Source organism: Acrocarpospora sp. B8E8, from assembly GCF_039871605.1.
GTDB classification, from domain to species: Bacteria; Actinomycetota; Actinomycetes; order Streptosporangiales; family Streptosporangiaceae; genus Acrocarpospora; species Acrocarpospora macrocephala.
In genome coordinates this window covers 1-17,462 of the sequence record NZ_JBDPLV010000078.1, presented here as the reverse complement: position 1 = coordinate 17,462, position 17,462 = coordinate 1, and the positions used below count along the sequence as shown (strand labels likewise).

Genomic DNA, 17,462 nt, shown 5'->3' with positions numbered 1-17,462 from the left:
GATGATCCCCGGATACCCTGGGCCCATGGACCTGCTGAACCTGGACGACCAGCTCACCCCCGAACAGCGAATGGTCCGGGACACGGCTCAGGGTTTCGTCAGGGAACACGTGCTACCCGGGGTTGGCGACTGGTTCGAGGAGGGGACATTTCCCGCTTCCTCACTTGCGCCGATGCTGGGATCGCTGGGGATGCTCGGGATGCATTTGTCCGGGTACGGCTGCGCCGGGCTTGACGCGGTTTCGTACGGGGTGGCGTGCCGTGAACTCGAAGCCGGCGACTCCGGGTTGCGGTCGTTCGTATCGGTTCAGGGGTCCCTGGCGATGTTTCCGATCTGGAGATATGGGTCGGAGGAGCAGAAAGCGGAGTGGTTGCCGCGGATGGCTTCCGGGGAAGCGATCGGGTGTTTCGGGTTGACCGAGCCGGATCATGGGTCGGATCCGGCGGGGATGCGTACTCACGCGAAACAGGATGTTTCGGGCGACTGGCTGCTCAACGGCTCGAAGATGTGGATCACTAATGGTTCGATCGCGGATGTCGCGATCGTGTGGGCTCAGACGGATTCAGGAGTCCGGGGGTTCGTGGTTCCGACGTCCACGCCCGGCTTCAGCGCCCCCGAGATCCACCGCAAGCTGTCCCTGAGAGCCTCGGTGACGTCGTCGCTCTACTTCGACGATGTGCGCCTGCCCGCTTCCGCGGTTCTGCCTGGAGTCACCGGTCTGAAGGGGCCGCTGTCCTGCCTCTCCGAAGCCCGGTTCGGCATCCTGTGGGGGGTTGTGGGCGCTGGGCGTGCCTGCTTGGAAGCCGCCATCGACTACGCGAAGACCCGCGTCCAGTTCGGCAAGCCCATCGGGGGGTTCCAACTCACCCAGGAGAAGCTCGCCTGGATGGCCGTCAGCCTCGGCCAGGCCGGGCTCACCGCCCTGCATCTCGGACGCTTGAAGGACGCGGGGGAACTCTCGCCGCGGCAGGTCAGCTTCGGCAAGCTCGCCAACGTACGAGCCGCGCTGGACATCGCTCGGCAGGCGCGATCGATTCTGGGGGCGAACGGCGTGACCTTGGAGTATCCGGTCATCAGGCACATGAACAACCTGGAGTCCGTACTGACCTACGAAGGCACGCAGGAGATCCACACGTTGGTCCTCGGTGAGGCACTGACGGGTCTGCCTGCCTATCGGTGAGGGTTGCCGGTACTCTGATCACAGGGAAAGCGCGTCGCGTCGCGGGTACGACTCGCTGTACCCTGCAACGACAAGGGGTGCTAGCTCAACGGCAGAGCTCCGGACTTTTAATCCGTAGGTTCAGGGTTCGAATCCCTGGCGCCCCACCATTTCTAGCCCTTTGACCTGCGGATACTCGTAGACGATCAGCTCGGCCGAGTGGTATTTGATCTCCGGGGTGCTCGAAGAGCGATCGTACGCCAGATCTTGGGCACATGAAGATCATTCATGTTTGGTAGCGGTCGCGTTTGCCCCCTTTTGCCGGGTTGCAGCAAAGGGTCGTGACGGTCAGATAGGCCAGGCGAAGGAACGCGCCCGGTCATCCTGCCGCACTCACTCTTCTTCGGAAGTCGAAGCTGACGTACGCCAAAGCGAAGCCCTGCAAGGCCATGCCCTGGGCGGATGGAATTATTGGCAGGCGCAGTGTCGGCCCAGGCGGCCCTTTGGCGATCAAACCGGCTGACAGCAACATGTCGGCGTCCACCAGATCGCAAGGGCAATTCGGTCGCTGGGCACCCCCTGCCTCTGTCACTCTAGGTGCAACATCCGCAACCTAAGGAGGACATGTGCCGGTATGGGGCGAAGATGTACCGTCCGACACCGCACATGAAGTACGGATGGCCCTGAAGGCTCCGCAGAACCGCTGGTCAGAACCAGCGTTGCTCACCTTCCCTGCGGCCGTCGCCGAACTCACGTCGTGGTTGAACGACGCTCGGAACTTCGACCCTCTCCACGCGGCGGCATTGCAGTCGGCAATGCGGGATTACGACCACGCGGTCAACCATGGCATGGGAACCCATGTCACGGCCACGCTGACCGTCGAGTTGAAGACCGTCGACGCTCGCCTTATGCCGCTTCGCCGCGACGGGTCGGGCGACAAACAACCCGCGAGATCTGCACTGCAGAACCTCGCCGACAGACTCCTCGACCACCGCGTACTCCAGGCGGCGTGGCGGGACCTGTGGGCCAAGATCAGCACCCGGAGAACCTCGGCAGAGGCGATCGCGGTGCCCCGGGACCTATTCCTCGCGCTTGCACAACTGGCTGGCCACAACCTCAAATGGGGGAGCGCGTTCATCCGCATCCTGTCGAGTGCCCTGGCCGACGACGCATGGGCTGTGACCGAGATGAGGGCCTGCCTGGGCGACCCTGCCCCGCCCGTCGTCGGGAAGGATGAAAGCCCGCTGGCACCGGTCGGCCTGACGCTAGACGAGCGCAAGACCTTGTGCGAGCGGTTCCTTGCGCTTCCCGCAACGCCGAGCCAGCACGCGGTGTGGCTGGCCTACGAGAAGGCGAGCATGCCCGTCCTATTCGCTTCGCTAGGGGACATTACGTTCTACTCCAGCCAGTATGTGCCCGACGAAGCCGAAGCTGCTTCAGCCAAGTGCAGCTCCCACGCCACGAACTGGACCAGGAATGACGGCGAATTCCTAGCCACCATGCCTCACAAGATAGGCGTCGTCACCGTCCGAGTCCTTCTTCACAAGGGCGTCTACGCCGATCCGGTCTCCGTGGCCCGCGTCCGGGTCGAAGCGCTGGTGGCGGTCGGGAGATTCCACGCCGGCATCGACAGCAGCTACTGGCGGCTGGCCCCTGGGCACAAGCACATCAGCGAGACGCACGGTGCCGAAGAGTTCATCGAGCTCGACGCCGGTACTGTAAATCGGCCTCTGGATCATCCGCGCCAGTCAGCGGTCTTCATGCAGATGAAAGCCTTCTGGCAGCGCATCGACAGCGCCACCTCAATCGACGACGCTCGCCTCGCCGAAGCCGTCGACCTCCTGCACTGGTGGCAGGCCGCCCAACTGCAGGCGCCGCTTACGCAGGTGATCGCAAACGTACGGGCGATCGAAACCGTTGCTTCGCGCGTCGGCACTGCAAAGTGGCACGAGCACCTGTCCGCGTTCCTGAAATCCGCCTGGATCGTGCGATCTATCCACGAAAATCTGCTCGACACCATCAGGCACGCCGTCGGCTGCGAACCCGACGGGCTGGATCAGCAAGCGTACAAGCGGCGCCAGGCCGTCGCCGTCTCCACGCTGGACAAAAGCAACTTCGGATGGATAGGCATGATTCCCGGGACCACCCGGGCCGCGCTGACCGAGTTGATCGACATCTATCCCGAACGCCACCACGTCAGACGGCGCCTGCGCGCACTGAGTACGCGGTTGGACAACCCTGAGGCCTTCAAAAGGTGGCGTGCCCATCTCGACCACCAATGGACCTGCCTGACCGATCGGTTGGAACGGATCAGAGATTCGATCACCCACGGAGGGCCTGCAACGCCCGATGCGGTGCAGTCCATCGTCTTCTTGAGCAGTCGGCTAAGTGCCTGGGAGATACAGCTTGCGCTGGAATCGGCGTTAACGAACGTCGGCCTTGAACCAGCCCACACCGACTTCTGCAAGGAGCACAGCGACCTGCTGGACAAGATGTGCCACGTGGTCAAGCCCGGAGATGTGATACATGAGTCCGCGCTGCCGCCACGATCGTCCTCGTGACGTCGAGCTCTTCAGGTGCCGACTAATCCGGCCAGGTCAGCCACCATGTCGATCTGTACCCCTGCGGAGACTGTCGAGTAGATCGTGTTGGCGGATGCCGAGTTACGTGATTCACCATGGTCCATATCCCGATCGGAGCTTATGGGTCGCCGAAGCGAAGCCGGGGTGAAAGCGTCTGTTCAGCGTAGGATCGATGGTCAAAGCGCGTCATCGCGGTCCGGTAATGCCAGGCGGGGCGGCTAATGGTTGCTCGTGTGCACGCGTTAGGGCACAACACCGCGCACTTTTGATCCGTAGGCTCAGGGCTCGATCCCTGGCGCCCCACCACGCTGACCTGGGCGTCCTGTGCCTGCCGAAAAGATCATTCATGCGGTTCAGCGCTGGAGACGATTCGTGTTCTTGAGCCCCACCAGTTGTCAATCCAGAGCGGCAGGCGTGGCACCAAGCGCCTTGAGAAGGGCCATCACGAGGAAGAATCCGGGCTCGATGACCTTGCCTTGCTCGATCTTCCGGACGGTCGCCTCTGAGACCTGCGCCTGTACGGCCAGGTCCGCCTGTGTCATTTGTGCTTGCTCGCGCAGTTCGCGTAGTCGCATCGACAGTCGCGCGGCCTGGTCGATATAGCGACTGGCCTCACGCTTTCTTCGTCCAGGACGCACCAAGACCACCATGAGTGATAAATTAATACCGATAAAATTTTATCACCTGCCTGGTGTAGATCGTGAAACTGGGAGAGGCTGAAGTGCAGGGAGGCAACCATGGCTGAGCGAACGAGCATCGAGTGGACCGAAGCCACGTGGAATCCCACGACCGGCTGCGACCGCATCTCGGCAGGCTGTGACAACTGCTACGCCCTGACGCTGGCCAAACGACTGAAGGCCATGGGTGCTGAGAAGTACCAAAACGACGGCGATCCGCGGACGTCAGGTCCGGGATTCGGCCTGACAGTGCACCCTCCCGCGCTCCGCCAGCCGTACACATGGCGAACACCGCGGGTGGTCTTCGTGAACTCGATGAGCGACCTGTTCCACGCGAAAGTACCGCTGGATTTCATCAAAGACGTGTTCGCGGTAATGGCCGATACACCCCATCACACCTATCAAGTGCTCACCAAGCGGTCATCCCGGCTGCGGAAGCTCGCCGGCAAACTCGACTGGCCCCCGAACCTCTGGATGGGGGTCTCGGTGGAGGACAGCAAGGCGCTCTACCGAGTAGCTGACCTTCGGGCCGTCCCTGCGGCAGTCCGATTCCTGTCCTGCGAGCCGCTCCTAGGCCCGCTCACTAGTCTCAAGCTAGACGGGATCGGATGGGTCATCGCAGGAGGCGAGTCGGGGCATGGTCATCGCCCGCTGGATCCAAACTGGGTGCTCGATATCCGCGACCAGTGCATTCGAAATGATGTTCCATTCTTTTTCAAGCAATGGGGAGGGCGGACACCAAAGCAGGGGGGGCGGCACCTGGAAGGACGCAACTGGGACCAAATGCCCGTACTTGCCATGGCCACACAGGGATAGATCACCTTTGGCACGTTAAGTCGTAATCTCTGGACACTGGACCGTTCCTGAGATATTTCATGTCTAGATCGCCAACAGCGAGGAGACATGATGGCGCGCGAGTGGGGCTGGTGGACCGAACAGAAACTCGACATTCTTTCCGGATACCTGACTGGCTTCGCTAACGCGACGAGGAAGGCCGGAACTACCGTCTACCTCGATCTCTTTGCTGGTCAGCCCGACAACGTGAGCCGCGAACCGACCCGACACATGATCCGAGGATCCGCCCGCCGCGCATTGGACACCTCACCACCGTTTAGTGTGCTGAAATTCTTCGAGATGCCCGGTCATGCCACTGCACTTGAGAAAAACCTACAGGCGGAGTATCCAGGCAGAGACTTTCGGGTGATTCCGGGTGACTGTAACGACGAAGTCGAGAGCGTGCTGCAGGGATTGCGCCCTCTCAACTGGGCACCGACCTTCGCCTTCCTCGACCAGCAGTCCACTGAAGTGAAGTGGGCGACCTTGGAGCACCTAGCCAGGTTCAAGCGGCAGGGCAAGCCGAAGGCTGAACTGTGGTTGCTATGCGCCAGCGGACTACTCCCCCGCGGCTTACGACTCCGCCAGGAACTGATCGACGACAACGTCGCCTGTCAGATGAGCTTGATGTTCGGTACCGACCAATGGCAGGAAGCCCTGTCCGCCACCCGCTCCGGCCGTCTGTCCGCGACCGAGTTCCGGGCCGAACTCACCAACTTGATGAGGTGGCGTTTGCAGAAGGATCTCGGCTACAAAGTCACCCGGGTTTTCAAGGTCAAGAACACTTCGGGCAGCGAGATCTTCGACATGATCTTCGCGACGGATCATGAGGTCGGCGACAAGATCATGAAATGGATGTACAGCAAGGCCCAGAAACAACAGGGAGCCCTGCAGGACCGAGCTCGCCGCCAGCGCCAGCAGAAGCGCGAGGAGGAACAAGGAAAGTTCGGTCTGTTCAACGCCGAAGATGCCCTGCCTGTGATGCCGACCGGCTTCGATGTCCACGCTGCGGATGAACCAGCCCATCCTCCGTATCGAGCAAGCCGCACTTCATGAAACAGGCGACGCGAGAGATATCTATGTCGGCACCCCGAGCCTACAGATGTCAGCTCCGCCCGCCGTGAAGATCCTGCCATAGGCCCTCCACATGCGGGATGCCTCTCGGTACGTGCCCACCCGGCCGTGTGAGTGCCAAAATTCGTCCACCTACGCTGAGCTGGAGTTATTCAAGTGCTGATCACTCTCTTCTGAGCAAGCGCTCAACTAAGTTTTGAGCGGATGCTTAGCGGCTGGACTCGAACTGTCGTGTCGTTGCAGCTCAAGCACTATGCGTGAGTTGGAGCACTACAGGTAGCACAAGGCCGGCTAATTTGATCATCGCTTCGCGTGCGGGTATTTGATCACGAGCTCCGTTAACCTGGCGTCTGGAGCCGGTCCCGGCGCCGTTCTCTGCCCGCCGCGTGCCGGGTATACCCCTCAGCTCTGTGAGCGAGCCGCTGGCGCCCGGAACCCGTACTTGCTCGCGGCTCGTTGAGCTCGCACGCGCTGCCCCTTCATCTGCATCTGCGCGAACTGCGTGCTCACCCCGAACGTTGCCGCGACACGCGCGTTGTCCCAGCCGTCGAACGCCATGCGCGCGGCCGCGGCGAGCGGGATCAGCAGTTCACCGGCCATGAACTTCGCCTCCTTCTCCTGCTGCTCGTTGAACTGCCGCTTATGATCTTCTCCAAAGATCACATCGTCGAAGGGGTGTTCCAGCAGATGGTGGCCTAGTTCGTGCGCAATGTTCGAGCGGCGGCGTACCAGGGCATGCGACTCGTTCTCGATGATGACCCGCGCCGTTCCAAAGGGCACCAACGCTGCGGACCAAGCTGACGAGTCGTCCACCGTGAAGTGGCTGAAGGCTCTGATGCCGATTCCGAAGCCGCGCAGTTCGCTGAGGGTGTAGACGTCGATGCCATGAGCGTCGGCGAGCGCGTACGGGTCGAACGGATCGGTCGGACGCAGGCGGAGTTCGGCTCGTTCCTCCTGGGCGGCTTCCCGCATCAATGCCTGTGTCCAGCGCATTTCAGCGGCTCCGAGCGCCGCGCTCCGCGCGGAATCGCCTGGCGGCGGCGGCGAGGACCTCCTCGAGATAGGCCACGTCGTTCTCAGTAAGGTCGCGGCGCGCCCGCAACAACGGCACCAGCGACGCCACGAGTTCCGGCTCCTCCTCCTGGTTCTGTGGTGTCGAGGTCACATAGAAGGCCTCCGCCGGCATGCGCAGCCACGTCGTCATCGCCGCGAACGCCGTGACATCGGGCTTCAACCCGTTGGCCATGCGAGAGATCGTGGACGCACTCACCCCGATCTCCTTGGCCAGTTGCCGCCACGACAGGCCCTTCTCCGCCCGTGCGGCGTCCATTGCCGCGTGCAGGACCTTGACGTCCACGCTCGGGCTTCCGCTCATCGCCGCCCCTAACTTCCCGTGCTGCTCAAAATGTCGGTCACCCCTGCTAGGGTAGCAGTGCTCGAAATTTCGAGCACTGGTCGACATCTGGCGTAGGTGTGGCCAGCCTCGTCGCACGCCATAGTGAGGATTCCGATGCCGCAGGACGACCGCGGGCCCCGGCCCGTCACGATCATCGTCAACACCCGCTCGCGCCCCTGGGAGTCGAAGGCCATCACCTTCGAGCAGGTCGTCGAGCTCGCCTACCCCGGCCAGCCGCCGACCGAGCAGAACACCTACACGGTCCGGTACAGCCGGGGCCACGACGGCCACGGGTCGGGCAGCCTGACGGCAGGTCGCAGCGTGAACGTGAAAAACGGAATGGTCTTCGATGTCATCCGCACCTCTCAGTCGTGATCCCGACCTGTCCCGCCTGCTCGACGACGGCTACGACGTCGTCGAGCAGGCGGGGCATCTGATCGTCCGACACATCCCGTACATCAGCGAGACGCGGACCATCGAGTACGGGTTCCTCGCCTATCCGGTGACCGTCAGCGGAGACCGCGTCGTCTCCGGCACCGACCACCGCATCTGGTTCGGAGGGTCGGTGCCGTGCGACGAGCATGGCCGCAAGCTCCCGATGGCCAACCCCGAGGTTCGCGCGATCGCCGATGGACTCCAGGCGGACTTCATGCTCTCCAGCAAGCCTGGGCCGGCCGGGTACCCCGACGAGTACTCAAAGGTCACGGCCTACTCGCGCATCATCGCCGACCAGGCACAGGCGATCGACCGTTCGGTCACGCCCACCCCGGGTGCGGCCTGGCAGGATGTCGACGACGACACTCCGTTCGTCTACCGGGACACCGCCACCTCGCGTGCCGGGCTCGCCGCCGTCAACCGGCGATACCGCGGCCACCGCATCGTAATCGTCGGCCTCGGAGGGACCGGGAGCTACATCCTCGACCAGGTCGCCAAGACCGAGGTCGACGCGATTCTCCTTATCGATGGCGACACCTTCGACAACCACAACGCATTCCGGGCACCGGGTGCGGCGACTCTTGACACGTTGCGCGGCCGCCCGAACAAGGCCGCCTACTTCGCCTCGATCTACTCGAACATGCACCGTGGTATCACCGCCTGCGAGCAGTACCTCGACGAGGACAACCTTGCTGTCCTGTCCGGAGCGACCTTCGTGTTCCTCGCATCGGACGACGCCGCGGGCAAGCCGGCCGTTATGGACTGGCTGGAGGACCGTGACGTGCCATTCATCGATGTCGGCATGGGCATCGAGGAGATCGACGGCCGACTCACGGGACTCCTGCGAGTCTCGACTAGCCTGCCGGGGCGCCGCACACAAGCGCGCCAGCGGATCCCTGCCCCGGCACCCGAACGCGACGACTACGGCCGCAACATCCAGACCGCCGACCTGAACGCGCTCAACGCGGTCCTCGCGGTCAGCCGCTGGAAGCGCCACATCGGAATCTACGCGGACGTGACCGATGAGGGCTTCGCCACCTACTCGGTGATCACCAACGAAATCGCCAGCGAGGACCTGCCGTGACTGTAGTCGAGTCTCTTCGTCCGGAATTCACCGAGAGCTTCCCTGCGGCGATGAGCCAAGGGGTGCTGTACATCTCGATCCCCTACCGCACCTGCGGCCACCTGTGCTGCTGCGGTTGCGGGCAGGAGGTCATCACCCCGCTGTCACCGGCGCAGTGGTCGCTGACCTACGACGGCGAGAAGGCGTCGTTGGCCCCCTCGATCGGCAATTGGGGGTTGTCCTGTCAATCGCACTACTGGATCCACAAGAGCAAGGTGCACTGGAGCCGCCGCTACTCGCCAGGCGAGATCGCCGACAACCGTGAACGCGACCAACAGCGGATCGAACGGTATTCCGGCGGAACCAACCTCGGCCCGCTGGCCAGGGCACGTCGCGGTTTGAGGGCCTTGTGGCGATGAGTTACCGGGACGTCCACACTCGCAACTTGGACCAGATCCTGTCGCAAGGCACCGAACTACTCACTGATGTGATCAGCTGCCGAGTTGCCCGGAGACCCTCGGGGTTGATGAGCGAGCGGAGACCAACTCCGACGAGATAAGCCCATCACTTCGAGTCCCAAGGAAATACTTGCATCCATTCACGCCCATTACTGATCGTGTCGGGTTTGGGGTAGACGCGCCGGTTTCGCAGGGATCGTGGATGGTGTGGCAAGGCTCGTAGTTTGAGCTTGTGTCCGGCCCCCAGTAGCTCAGCCGTGAGGAGCTGCTGGCTGCCGTTGACGAGCTTCGGGCCTCGCTTGTGGAGCGGGATGCGGTGATCACGGCGTTGCTGGCAGACGTGAACGGTTTCCTGGCATCGATCGTTTGAGATCGGTGGAGATGAGATCTTCTCCCCAATTGGGGACATTCCTTAACCCCACGGGCAGCAACAGCAATATCCTCCGGCTCGTGCCAGGGATTCTTCCGTGTCGAGAGTCCAGCCCCGCTAAGCTCCCGTGACAGGAGTGGGTGGTGATGAAGGGGTGGCCGGGAGTGCAGGAGATCGAGGTCAAGTACCGGTTGCGTGACCTGCCCGCCTTGGAACAATCCCTCGCTGAACGCGGACTGGTTCTCTCCGCTCCGATAACCCAGGACGATCAAGCGTACGCGCGCGCGGATTGGTCTTACGGCCAATCCAAGATCGGTGTGCCGTTCGCTCGTCTCCGTACCCAGGACGGCCGGCATCTGTTCACGGTGAAGACGCCGCTGGCCAACGAGCTGGCCTGTCTGGAGCATGAATCGGAGGTCGCTGATCGCGACCAGATGCACCAGGCGATCATTCAGATGGGTTTTCGTCCGACCGTACGGATCGTGAAGACCCGGCGGACCGTCCAGATGGCCGGGATGGAGTTGTGCGTGGACGAGGTCGAGCACGCCGGATTGTTCTTGGAGATCGAAAAGGTTCTCGACGCGGGCGAGTCCGGCGCCGTTGCTCAAGAGCGGTTGGACGCCTTTGCCCGATCTCTTGGCGTGGAGCTGGAACGGACCGCCGATACCTACGATTCGCTGGTGCGCGCGGCGCTGGCCCCGGCCTAGAACAACGGGATATCCCTGGGCTCGGCTATCTCCCCGGTGTCCAGGATGGTGGCGTCGATGTGCAGTGTCAGGGTTTGGGCCGCGTGGTCGGTCAAGGACTGGTCGCGTGTTTCGTGTAGGTAGGCGCAGGAGCTGATGCGGTCGGCCAGGGCCTTGCCTACGTGGAGGTAGTCGTAGCGGTAGCCGTCTCCGGTCCGGCCGATCCAGCTGTAGGGCTGGGAGTCGGGCTGGCATTGGGCGTGGGCGTCGGCCAGCCCGTGCTCCTGGAGGGTGTCCAGGAACGCGAACTCGAACGGCAGGAAGCCCGGGTGAAGGGGCCGGTGGGTGCGGGTGATCACGTTGTAGTCGCCACCGAGCACCAGATGGTCGCGGTAGTCGGCGGGTAGTTCGGCGAGGGCGTCCACCACAGAGCCGATGAATCTCTGTTTGCGTTCGGTTTTGGCTTGGCTGCGATCCCGGGATGGCACATACAGCGCGACGACATAGGTGGCGGGCTGGGTGTCCAGCAGGGCGGCGGCGACTCGGCCGGGAATGGCCACCTCGCGCAGTGGCGGTGCCTGGTCTACGACCGGTATCCGGCTGACCAGGGCGGCGCCTCGGTCGCCGACATCGGGAGTGTTGATCACTGCCCATCCGGCCTGCCGGAACTGGTCGAGCAGGTAGGTGGTGCCGGTTCCCGCGCTGGTTTCGGTCAGCAGGAAGACGTGTTCGGGCCGGGATGCGAGCCAGCCGAGCATACGCTCAGCGCGGTCACGTGATGCCGCGCCGATGTTGACCGTGAGCATGGAGAACATGGTTCGCCCTTTCAGGTGGCCAGCAGGTCGAGCCGGTTGATCATCGCGGTGACGACGCCGTCAGGGTCCAGGTCGCGGCAGTCGATGCGGAACTGCCGCCATCCGCGCCGTCCGAGGGATCGGAACGCCGCCTCGTACAGTTCCAGCTCCCGCTCCGGCGTCCCGACACGTTCAAGCCGGGAGTTGACGTGGCGTTCATTCAACCGGGTCCGAATGATCGCCGGGTCGTGTTGGAGGTAGAACGACATGTCCGGTGGCCGGGCGAAGGCGTTGTAGCGCCAGATCTCGGCCACTTCCACCCCGTCGAGCCGTTGCAGGACCAGGGAGGACTGGACGTAGCGATCGCTGATCACCACTCGGCCGCTCTGCAAGGCGGGCAGAATTTCGGCATCGAGGTGGGCGGCCCGGTCAGCCGCGATGGCCAGGGCCAGCGCCCGCCCGGCCAACCCCGATTCGCTGGAGCGCACGAGCCGCCCCAGGGGGGTGTCGGACGGTTCGGTGGTCAGATGGACGGCTGCTCCCCGTTCGGTGAGCCGTTTGGCCAGCAGCGCCGCCGAGGTTGATTTACCGACCCCGTTCGGGCCTTCCACGGCGATGAACAGCGGGGCGCTCATGCCGATCGCCGGCCGATCTGGAGCAGCGGCCGGTCATCAGGCATGGGGCACTGCTCGGCATCCACGTCCCCGATCGCCAACCCCCGCGAGATCACCGCAGCAGGGCAGCCCTTACCGCAGGAGCCGTTGAGGGAGCACGACCCACAGGTGGCGTTGGTGCCCATCTGGAGTGTCCCGGCCAGGTCGTAGTCGTCCAGCGGCCCGCAGACATCACCGTCCAGGATGTTGCCCACCAGGAAGTCATCATCGGAGTAGCGCGATTGCGGGGTTCGAGCGGCGAAGACCAAGTAGGGGCACACCGCCGTGGCACCATCGGCGAAGACGTACACGAGTTTGCCCGCGTCGCACCCGGCGAGGGGACGGTCGTCGTTGGGGAAACGGATGTGGACCAGGTCCACGCCGCGTTCCCGGAACTGCTCGGTGGTCTCACGGATGGCCCGCATCTTGCCGTCGGCCGCGGCCATCCGGCCTTGACTCTTCACTCCCCGGCCCATCGACGACAGCGGGTTCATCAGCACGTAGGCGGCGCCCACTTCGACGGCGAACTCGCACAGCACCGTGAACTCCTCGACGTCGGTGAGCACATTCGGGGTGGACAGCAGCCCTTGCAGCAGTCCGGCCTCGGCGAACTTGCGGACGGTTGCCACCGTGAGGTCGAAGGAGGCGACGTCACCCCGGAACTTGCCGTGGCTTTGCGGCCGGAATCCGTCCAGGCTCACGTTGACGTGAACGTTGCCCATGGCCGCCAGCTCGGCGATCTGCTCATCAGAGGTGCGGGTGGCGTTGGTGCAGATCCCTACCGGTATCCCGAGGGCGGCGATGTGGCGGCAGATTTCCATGATGTCGGGATGTACGAACGGCTCGCCGCCGGTGAGGGTGATCCGCTCGACTCGGGCACGCCGCAGACGAGGGATGACCTTTTCGACCAGGTCGGTGTAGGAGATGTCGCGGCCCTCTTTGACGGAGGACACGAAGCAGTGCGCGCAGTGAAGATTGCAACGCTCGCTGATCTGTATGAGGGCCTTGCGGCCCTGGCCGCCGACCGAGGTCCTGAAATAGCACGAGTTAGCTGAGGTTTCGACGATCAGGGACTTCCGCACGATTAACCTCCCAGAGGATTCACGGATCGGTGATTTCCGCGGCCTCGAAGGCCGCTTCGCCGCATTGGGTATTCACACCCGCCTCCTTCTTAGGCCAGCACCTGGGAGAGGCGATGAAGGTCCCCGCAAAGGGGACAGTGAACGCCCAGCCTTCCGTACGAAGAATTACCAGGGCTTTCCGCAGAGTCGGCCGGGCAACGCCATGCTCACAGGTCAGGTCGCGTTCCGCTGGCAGGCGTGAGCCTGCCGGGTACTTGCCCGACAGGATCGCCACTCCGATCTGATCAGCAACCCTGCGTGGAAGCGGTCGCACATCGGGGGGATTCGGGCCGCCCTCGCGACCGGCGAACGAGCCCTTACCAGGCACCGTGTGGATCACTTCACGCTCGCGCAGTACGGCGGCGACGCGGCGGGCGGTCGTCCGCGAGACAGCGAACACGTCCATTAATTCGTTCTCGCTCGGTATCGCTGCACCCGGTGCCAAGAAGCCGTTAGCGATGGATTTTTCAAAAATGTCAGCGATCTGGATATGAACCCGGGTCTTGCTCGTCGGATCTATTTTTGCTTCATGCCAATCCATGGCAGGCGCTCACCTCCTTCCATCGTTTGCTTGCTCCATAAATACACTCGGGCTGGAAACGATTAATTGGGCAGCTGACGCCATATCCCTGGCGAGGTGGACCCCGAACGGCTGAAATTCGCCGACTCCGAGACCGGCCGGCCGAAGGAGCACAGCCTGCATGCCACGCCGGACAGGCCCCAGAGCGTCGGTCTGCATGTTGTCGCCCACCCACACGATCCGGTGAGGGGGAACCTGAGCGGCGGCGTTGGCGCACATGATGCGGGACACGGACATTCGGCTCCTCATGTGTAGTGGATGGTGCGACCCGCAGTGCCAAGCTTTGGCACCCGGCTACTTAACGGGTTTGCGAACTGGCGCGCCTGGTTCGCGAAGCTTCACCCCCGCCCCCAGCAGGCGATTCCGCGCCGTCCCGTACGAAACCTGAAGGGCGCGTGCCACGTCCCGGATGGAAAGGCCCTCCTCCTGGTACATGCGGGCCAGCGTCTTCCCATCAGCCGCGCTCATATCCCGCCCTCCCCCACCAGCACCTCACCGAACAACCGGGCGCGTATTACCGCACCTGTTCCAGCAGCTTGAGCAGACCATTCGGGTCCTCGACAGTGGCGGCAGGGTCGCCTTGGGTCCGGCGTACCTTGTTGGCGTCTTCGGTACTCCCGGACCGCATCAAGATCGTGGCGGCGAATTCCGCGCGCTTGCCGAAGACGACGTCGGTGTCATATCGGTCGCCCACGTACCACACCTGCCGGGGGGCGCGGTTCAGCGCCCGGCACGCCAGGCGGCCCATTTCCGGGTTGGGTTTCCTGATACCGAGTTCACCGCTGTAGAGCTGCGCGGCGACCAGGGGGGCCAGGCCATGGTGGTCCAGAAAGGTGCGGTGGGCCATGCCGTCGATCACATTGCTGACCACCGCCACAGGGAGTCCGTTCTCCTGGCAGTAGAGCAGGAACTCCGAGATCCCCGGCCTGAGGGTGCGCTGGAATCGCAGGCTGTCTATTCGCGTGCACAACGGGATGGCCTCGGCCTCCACCAAAGCGCGGGCCGCGTCCGGCCAGTGCACCGAGGTCATCCGCCACAGCTCCCGCGGGCTCAGCTCCGCAGGATCGTCCTGGAGATTGGCCGTGTGTTTCCAGGCTTTCTCGCCGCCCGCACCGGCCAGGATGTCAGCCGCGATATCGATGAGCGGCATCTGTACGCCGACCCGGGCCAGCATCGGGTGCAGCTCGGCCGCCAGCAGGGGGGCCCAGGAAGCGGTGGGCAGGCGCGTGATATCGGCGACGATGCCGCCAAAATCCAAGGCGACTGCCTTCGGGCTGGGTAATCTCCGGTTCGGGTTCGTTATTCCCACAAGCACGTAGACGTCTCACTCCTTGTTTGAATTGGCGATTTCAGGCGCAGCGATGCGGCGATCCATAACTGTATCCACAAGAGCGCCCAGATTCTTCAGCGATTCTTCGACCCGCTGCTTCTCCGCGGTCTCCACTCGCCGATCCCCGTCCCGATCCCTTTCGGACTCTCGGCTGTCACGACGACTTGGCGCCCGTTATGCGTCCGGGTCGCTATATTCCCCTCTACCTCCCATTCCCACGTCGGCTGATTCGTCATGGTCACAGCCGCAAACGCCCCAAATCCAGACGCACCGACACCCCGCGGTGGTCGCTGGCCTTCTCACTCACCGCATCACACCGGACCTGATACGACTCCGGGATGATCGCCGGGGCGAGCAACGGGCTGAACACCAGATGGTCGATCCGGGCGCCTTGCCCGGAGTCGATTCCGGGGTTGACGGTGGGCGTCATATCGCCCGCCAGGCAGCCGGCGTTGACGAACCCGACCTCGTGCAGGATCTGGGTTGCGCGCCGGTCGGAGACCAGCTTCCCGTCCGGCCGCAGGCCCGGCGGAAGCGTCTTGTGGGTGCGTTTGTGCGGCGGCATCGCCAACCAGTCCGGCTCGAACTCGACATGGCCGGGGCAATCCGGCCATATCGTGTTGAGATCCCCGCCGATGATCGCCGCCTTGTCCGGAGCCGCGTATCGGGTGAGCTTCTGCGCGAGATCAAGGCGGACGTCGCCGTTCCAGCTCGCCCACTGAACGGATCGGACCCACAAGAGCCGGTCCAAGCCCGTGACCTCGAAACCCAACCACCCGATCTGATCATGGAAGACGCCGGGCAGGTCCGGCGTGTAATGGCGGACCAGCCGCAACCTGGGCCAGCGGGCGAACACCAGCTCGTGCAGTTCTCCAATGACGCTGCGGGTCATAAAGCTGCGCAACCCGAACTCGGCCAGCATGCCTTCGGCCAGGTATCGAAGCTCCTGCCCGTGGAAGCCGTACTCCTTGCCTTCCTGGAAAAGAACCAAGTCGGCGTCGCCGACCAACTCCGGAAGAAAGTCCAGTCGCTGGTGCTGCCCGTGGTAGCCGTCCCAGCCGCCGTCTTCCAGATTCACGATGAGAACCGTCAGCGTGTTACCGCCTGTGACGTTCGATCCGAGATCCATGGTCCCGCCTAAGGATGAAAGCAAAGCTGGGAGCAGCGGATTGGGGGTTGGGGGGATCGCAGCTGGCCGGGGTGGGTGTGGTAACGAGGAAGGCAAACCGGCCAGCTGCGAGCTTTCGTGGCGCTAGGCCGTCGTTCCTCGGCGGGTCACTCGCCGCCACGCTCGGCCCATCAGCCGATCCCCGTACAGCACGGCCAGCAGCAGCGCCGCCATCCCCACCAGCGTCCGCACCGCATAAGCGAACTCATACAGCGCCGCCCCGAGGTCACCCGCAGGAGCGGCCACCACCGCCAGCAGCACGGCCAGACACGCCGCCAGGGCCAGCCCGCGAACAATCATGAAATCCTCTTTTCTTTTCGTTTCTCGCTGCGATCCGCCGAGATGATGAGTACGGAATCAGTGAAGAAGTATTTGACGAATGGCATGAATGGCCACAGCCATTACATTTGATGCAGTCGCCGACATGGCAGTGATAGCCGATCGGCACATATTCCGCCACCTTTCCCCTCGATCGGTTTTCGAGGCCGTTCATCACTGCATCACCGCCCAGACCACTTGGGGGATTCGGGTTGCCGAGTGGGATCACAGCTGGCCGGCGGTTTTCGACAGGAAGCCAGACCACCGGCCAGCCGTGAGCTTTTAGACCACCGGGTCCGGTGCAGGCTGTAGATCGTGAAGCTGACGAAGGGATTCCGCGCTACCCGCGACCACGTAGGGGACCATCCGCCCGAAGACCGGATGCACTTCAATCAGAGGGCGCATCATGCCCCCGATTCAGGCCACGCATCACGAACACGGCCGCCCCACCGGGTTCTCTGGCCATCAGCGTCCGCACGTCCTCACCCGATCCGATGTACACCAGATAAGCCCCACCCCGGCCGCCCACGGCCACCCTCACCGGCACCACCGCCGTCTCCGGGCCCTCCACCTCCAGCCGGATCTCCTCCCCCTCCACGATCCGCGCGGAGACTCCAGCCTCGGCCAGGCGTTTCTCAGAGTGCGTTCCGCGAGCATATGCCTGTGATGTCGCAGTGTGATCGTATGGATTTGTAGCGTTACCGCCGGTCGGTGGGCTCGGATGTGCTGGGATGGCCGGGTGACCGAGCGCAAGCCGTACCCCA

20 protein-coding genes and 1 tRNA gene are annotated in these 17,462 nt (G+C 63.4%); 9 read left to right on the top strand and 12 right to left on the bottom strand.

Annotated elements, in window-relative coordinates:
- Positions 1 to 25 precede the first annotated feature (25 nt).
- The 3 genes from ABGB08_RS45270 (at position 26) to ABGB08_RS45260 (ending at position 3,720) form a co-directional block, all read left to right on the top strand.
- Positions 26 to 1,180, top strand: coding sequence for an acyl-CoA dehydrogenase family protein (locus tag ABGB08_RS45270; RefSeq protein WP_347603901.1), 1,155 nt, complete (start codon positions 26 to 28; stop codon positions 1,178 to 1,180).
- Between the two features lie 74 nt (positions 1,181 to 1,254).
- A tRNA-Lys gene (locus tag ABGB08_RS45265) sits at positions 1,255 to 1,329 on the top strand.
- 456 nt (positions 1,330 to 1,785) lie between these two features.
- A complete protein-coding gene (locus tag ABGB08_RS45260; protein WP_347603899.1) occupies positions 1,786 to 3,720 on the top strand; it encodes a hypothetical protein in 1,935 nt (644 codons plus the stop codon).
- A gap of 416 nt (positions 3,721 to 4,136) precedes the next feature.
- Here ABGB08_RS45260 and ABGB08_RS45255 read toward each other — a convergent pair whose 3' ends face one another.
- Positions 4,137 to 4,391: a helix-turn-helix transcriptional regulator gene (locus ABGB08_RS45255; protein WP_347603897.1), complete on the bottom strand. Its 255-nt coding sequence runs from the start codon at positions 4,389 to 4,391 to the stop codon at positions 4,137 to 4,139.
- An 87-nt stretch (positions 4,392 to 4,478) separates the two neighbouring features.
- On the opposite strand from ABGB08_RS45255, the gene ABGB08_RS45250 reads away from it, so the two are divergent.
- Positions 4,479 to 5,234 carry a phage Gp37/Gp68 family protein gene (locus tag ABGB08_RS45250; protein WP_347603895.1) on the top strand — a complete coding sequence of 252 codons (756 nt, stop codon included), beginning with the start codon at positions 4,479 to 4,481 and terminating at the stop codon, positions 5,232 to 5,234.
- A gap of 87 nt (positions 5,235 to 5,321) precedes the next feature.
- Complete coding sequence (gene tcmP / locus ABGB08_RS45245) at positions 5,322 to 6,308, top strand: three-Cys-motif partner protein TcmP (RefSeq protein ID WP_347603893.1); 987 nt, start codon at positions 5,322 to 5,324, stop codon at positions 6,306 to 6,308.
- A gap of 420 nt (positions 6,309 to 6,728) precedes the next feature.
- Here the strand turns inward: tcmP and ABGB08_RS45240 are convergent, their stop codons facing one another.
- A complete protein-coding gene (locus tag ABGB08_RS45240; protein WP_347603891.1) occupies positions 6,729 to 7,319 on the bottom strand; it encodes an ImmA/IrrE family metallo-endopeptidase in 591 nt (196 codons plus the stop codon).
- A gap of 1 nt (position 7,320) precedes the next feature.
- Positions 7,321 to 7,701, bottom strand: a complete 381-nt coding sequence (locus tag ABGB08_RS45235) for a helix-turn-helix transcriptional regulator (RefSeq protein WP_347603889.1) — start codon at positions 7,699 to 7,701, stop codon at positions 7,321 to 7,323.
- Positions 7,702 to 7,836: 135 nt separating this feature from the next.
- Here ABGB08_RS45235 and ABGB08_RS45230 point away from each other — a divergent pair, with 135 nt between their 5' ends.
- The 4 genes from ABGB08_RS45230 to cyaB all read left to right on the top strand — a co-directional run bounded on the left by ABGB08_RS45230 (position 7,837) and on the right by cyaB (position 10,755).
- On the top strand, positions 7,837 to 8,097 hold the full coding sequence (locus tag ABGB08_RS45230; protein WP_347603887.1) for a multiubiquitin domain-containing protein: 261 nt from the start codon (positions 7,837 to 7,839) through the stop codon (positions 8,095 to 8,097).
- The gene (locus ABGB08_RS45225; RefSeq protein WP_347603885.1) at positions 8,072 to 9,241 is read left to right on the top strand and encodes a ThiF family adenylyltransferase; all 1,170 of its coding nucleotides are present in this window, start codon (positions 8,072 to 8,074) and stop codon (positions 9,239 to 9,241) included. Before ABGB08_RS45230 ends, ABGB08_RS45225 begins: the two co-directional genes overlap by 26 nt.
- The gene (locus ABGB08_RS45220; RefSeq protein WP_347603883.1) at positions 9,238 to 9,639 is read left to right on the top strand and encodes a DUF6527 family protein; all 402 of its coding nucleotides are present in this window, start codon (positions 9,238 to 9,240) and stop codon (positions 9,637 to 9,639) included. The genes ABGB08_RS45225 and ABGB08_RS45220 overlap by 4 nt, the downstream gene beginning before the upstream one ends.
- 573 nt (positions 9,640 to 10,212) lie before the next feature.
- Positions 10,213 to 10,755: a class IV adenylate cyclase gene (cyaB, locus tag ABGB08_RS45215; RefSeq protein WP_347603881.1), complete on the top strand. Its 543-nt coding sequence runs from the start codon at positions 10,213 to 10,215 to the stop codon at positions 10,753 to 10,755.
- On the opposite strand, the gene ABGB08_RS45210 is transcribed toward cyaB, so the two are convergent.
- The 9 genes from ABGB08_RS45210 to ABGB08_RS45170 all read right to left on the bottom strand — a co-directional run bounded on the left by ABGB08_RS45210 (position 10,752) and on the right by ABGB08_RS45170 (position 17,296).
- Positions 10,752 to 11,540 (bottom strand): endonuclease/exonuclease/phosphatase family protein, encoded by a 789-nt coding sequence (locus ABGB08_RS45210; RefSeq protein WP_347603879.1) that lies wholly within the window; start codon positions 11,538 to 11,540, stop codon positions 10,752 to 10,754. The genes cyaB and ABGB08_RS45210 overlap by 4 nt on opposite strands.
- A gap of 20 nt (positions 11,541 to 11,560) precedes the next feature.
- Positions 11,561 to 12,163, bottom strand: coding sequence for a dTMP kinase (gene tmk, locus ABGB08_RS45205; RefSeq protein WP_347603877.1), 603 nt, complete (start codon positions 12,161 to 12,163; stop codon positions 11,561 to 11,563).
- Positions 12,160 to 13,263, bottom strand: a complete 1,104-nt coding sequence (locus ABGB08_RS45200) for a radical SAM protein (protein WP_347603875.1) — start codon at positions 13,261 to 13,263, stop codon at positions 12,160 to 12,162. Before ABGB08_RS45200 ends, tmk begins: the two co-directional genes overlap by 4 nt.
- Before the next feature lie 19 nt (positions 13,264 to 13,282).
- Positions 13,283 to 13,843, bottom strand: coding sequence for a winged helix-turn-helix domain-containing protein (locus ABGB08_RS45195; RefSeq protein WP_347603873.1), 561 nt, complete (start codon positions 13,841 to 13,843; stop codon positions 13,283 to 13,285).
- A 333-nt stretch (positions 13,844 to 14,176) separates the two neighbouring features.
- Entirely contained in the window at positions 14,177 to 14,350 is a 174-nt protein-coding gene (locus ABGB08_RS45190) for a hypothetical protein (protein WP_347603871.1), read from the bottom strand.
- 46 nt (positions 14,351 to 14,396) lie between these two features.
- Positions 14,397 to 15,140, bottom strand: a complete 744-nt coding sequence (locus ABGB08_RS45185) for an HAD family hydrolase (RefSeq protein WP_347603869.1) — start codon at positions 15,138 to 15,140, stop codon at positions 14,397 to 14,399.
- A gap of 310 nt (positions 15,141 to 15,450) precedes the next feature.
- Positions 15,451 to 16,290, bottom strand: coding sequence for a hypothetical protein (locus ABGB08_RS45180; protein WP_347603867.1), 840 nt, complete (start codon positions 16,288 to 16,290; stop codon positions 15,451 to 15,453).
- Positions 16,291 to 16,464: 174 nt separating this feature from the next.
- Positions 16,465 to 16,680 carry a hypothetical protein gene (locus ABGB08_RS45175; protein WP_347603865.1) on the bottom strand — a complete coding sequence of 72 codons (216 nt, stop codon included), beginning with the start codon at positions 16,678 to 16,680 and terminating at the stop codon, positions 16,465 to 16,467.
- A gap of 406 nt (positions 16,681 to 17,086) precedes the next feature.
- The gene (locus tag ABGB08_RS45170) at positions 17,087 to 17,296 is read right to left on the bottom strand and encodes a hypothetical protein (RefSeq protein WP_347603863.1); all 210 of its coding nucleotides are present in this window, start codon (positions 17,294 to 17,296) and stop codon (positions 17,087 to 17,089) included.
- Between the last annotated feature and the right edge of the window lie 166 nt (positions 17,297 to 17,462).

Bases quoted from the DNA above. Each gene is read 5' to 3' on its own strand.
- ABGB08_RS45190 (WP_347603871.1), bottom strand. From the start codon at position 14,350: ATGAGCGCGGCTGATGGGAAGACGCTGGCCCGCATGTACCAGGAGGAG.
- ABGB08_RS45210 (WP_347603879.1), bottom strand. From the start codon at position 11,540: ATGCTCACGGTCAACATCGGCGCGGCATCACGTGACCGCGCTGAGCGT.
- ABGB08_RS45175 (WP_347603865.1), bottom strand. From the start codon at position 16,680: ATGATTGTTCGCGGGCTGGCCCTGGCGGCGTGTCTGGCCGTGCTGCTG.
- tcmP (WP_347603893.1), top strand. From the start codon at position 5,322: ATGATGGCGCGCGAGTGGGGCTGGTGGACCGAACAGAAACTCGACATT.
- ABGB08_RS45270 (WP_347603901.1), top strand. From the start codon at position 26: ATGGACCTGCTGAACCTGGACGACCAGCTCACCCCCGAACAGCGAATG.
- ABGB08_RS45255 (WP_347603897.1), bottom strand. From the start codon at position 4,391: ATGGTGGTCTTGGTGCGTCCTGGACGAAGAAAGCGTGAGGCCAGTCGC.
- ABGB08_RS45225 (WP_347603885.1), top strand. From the start codon at position 8,072: ATGTCATCCGCACCTCTCAGTCGTGATCCCGACCTGTCCCGCCTGCTC.
- ABGB08_RS45240 (WP_347603891.1), bottom strand. From the start codon at position 7,319: ATGCGCTGGACACAGGCATTGATGCGGGAAGCCGCCCAGGAGGAACGA.
- ABGB08_RS45235 (WP_347603889.1), bottom strand. From the start codon at position 7,701: ATGAGCGGAAGCCCGAGCGTGGACGTCAAGGTCCTGCACGCGGCAATG.
- ABGB08_RS45250 (WP_347603895.1), top strand. From the start codon at position 4,479: ATGGCTGAGCGAACGAGCATCGAGTGGACCGAAGCCACGTGGAATCCC.
- ABGB08_RS45230 (WP_347603887.1), top strand. From the start codon at position 7,837: ATGCCGCAGGACGACCGCGGGCCCCGGCCCGTCACGATCATCGTCAAC.
- tmk (WP_347603877.1), bottom strand. From the start codon at position 12,163: ATGAGCGCCCCGCTGTTCATCGCCGTGGAAGGCCCGAACGGGGTCGGT.
- ABGB08_RS45195 (WP_347603873.1), bottom strand. From the start codon at position 13,843: ATGGATTGGCATGAAGCAAAAATAGATCCGACGAGCAAGACCCGGGTT.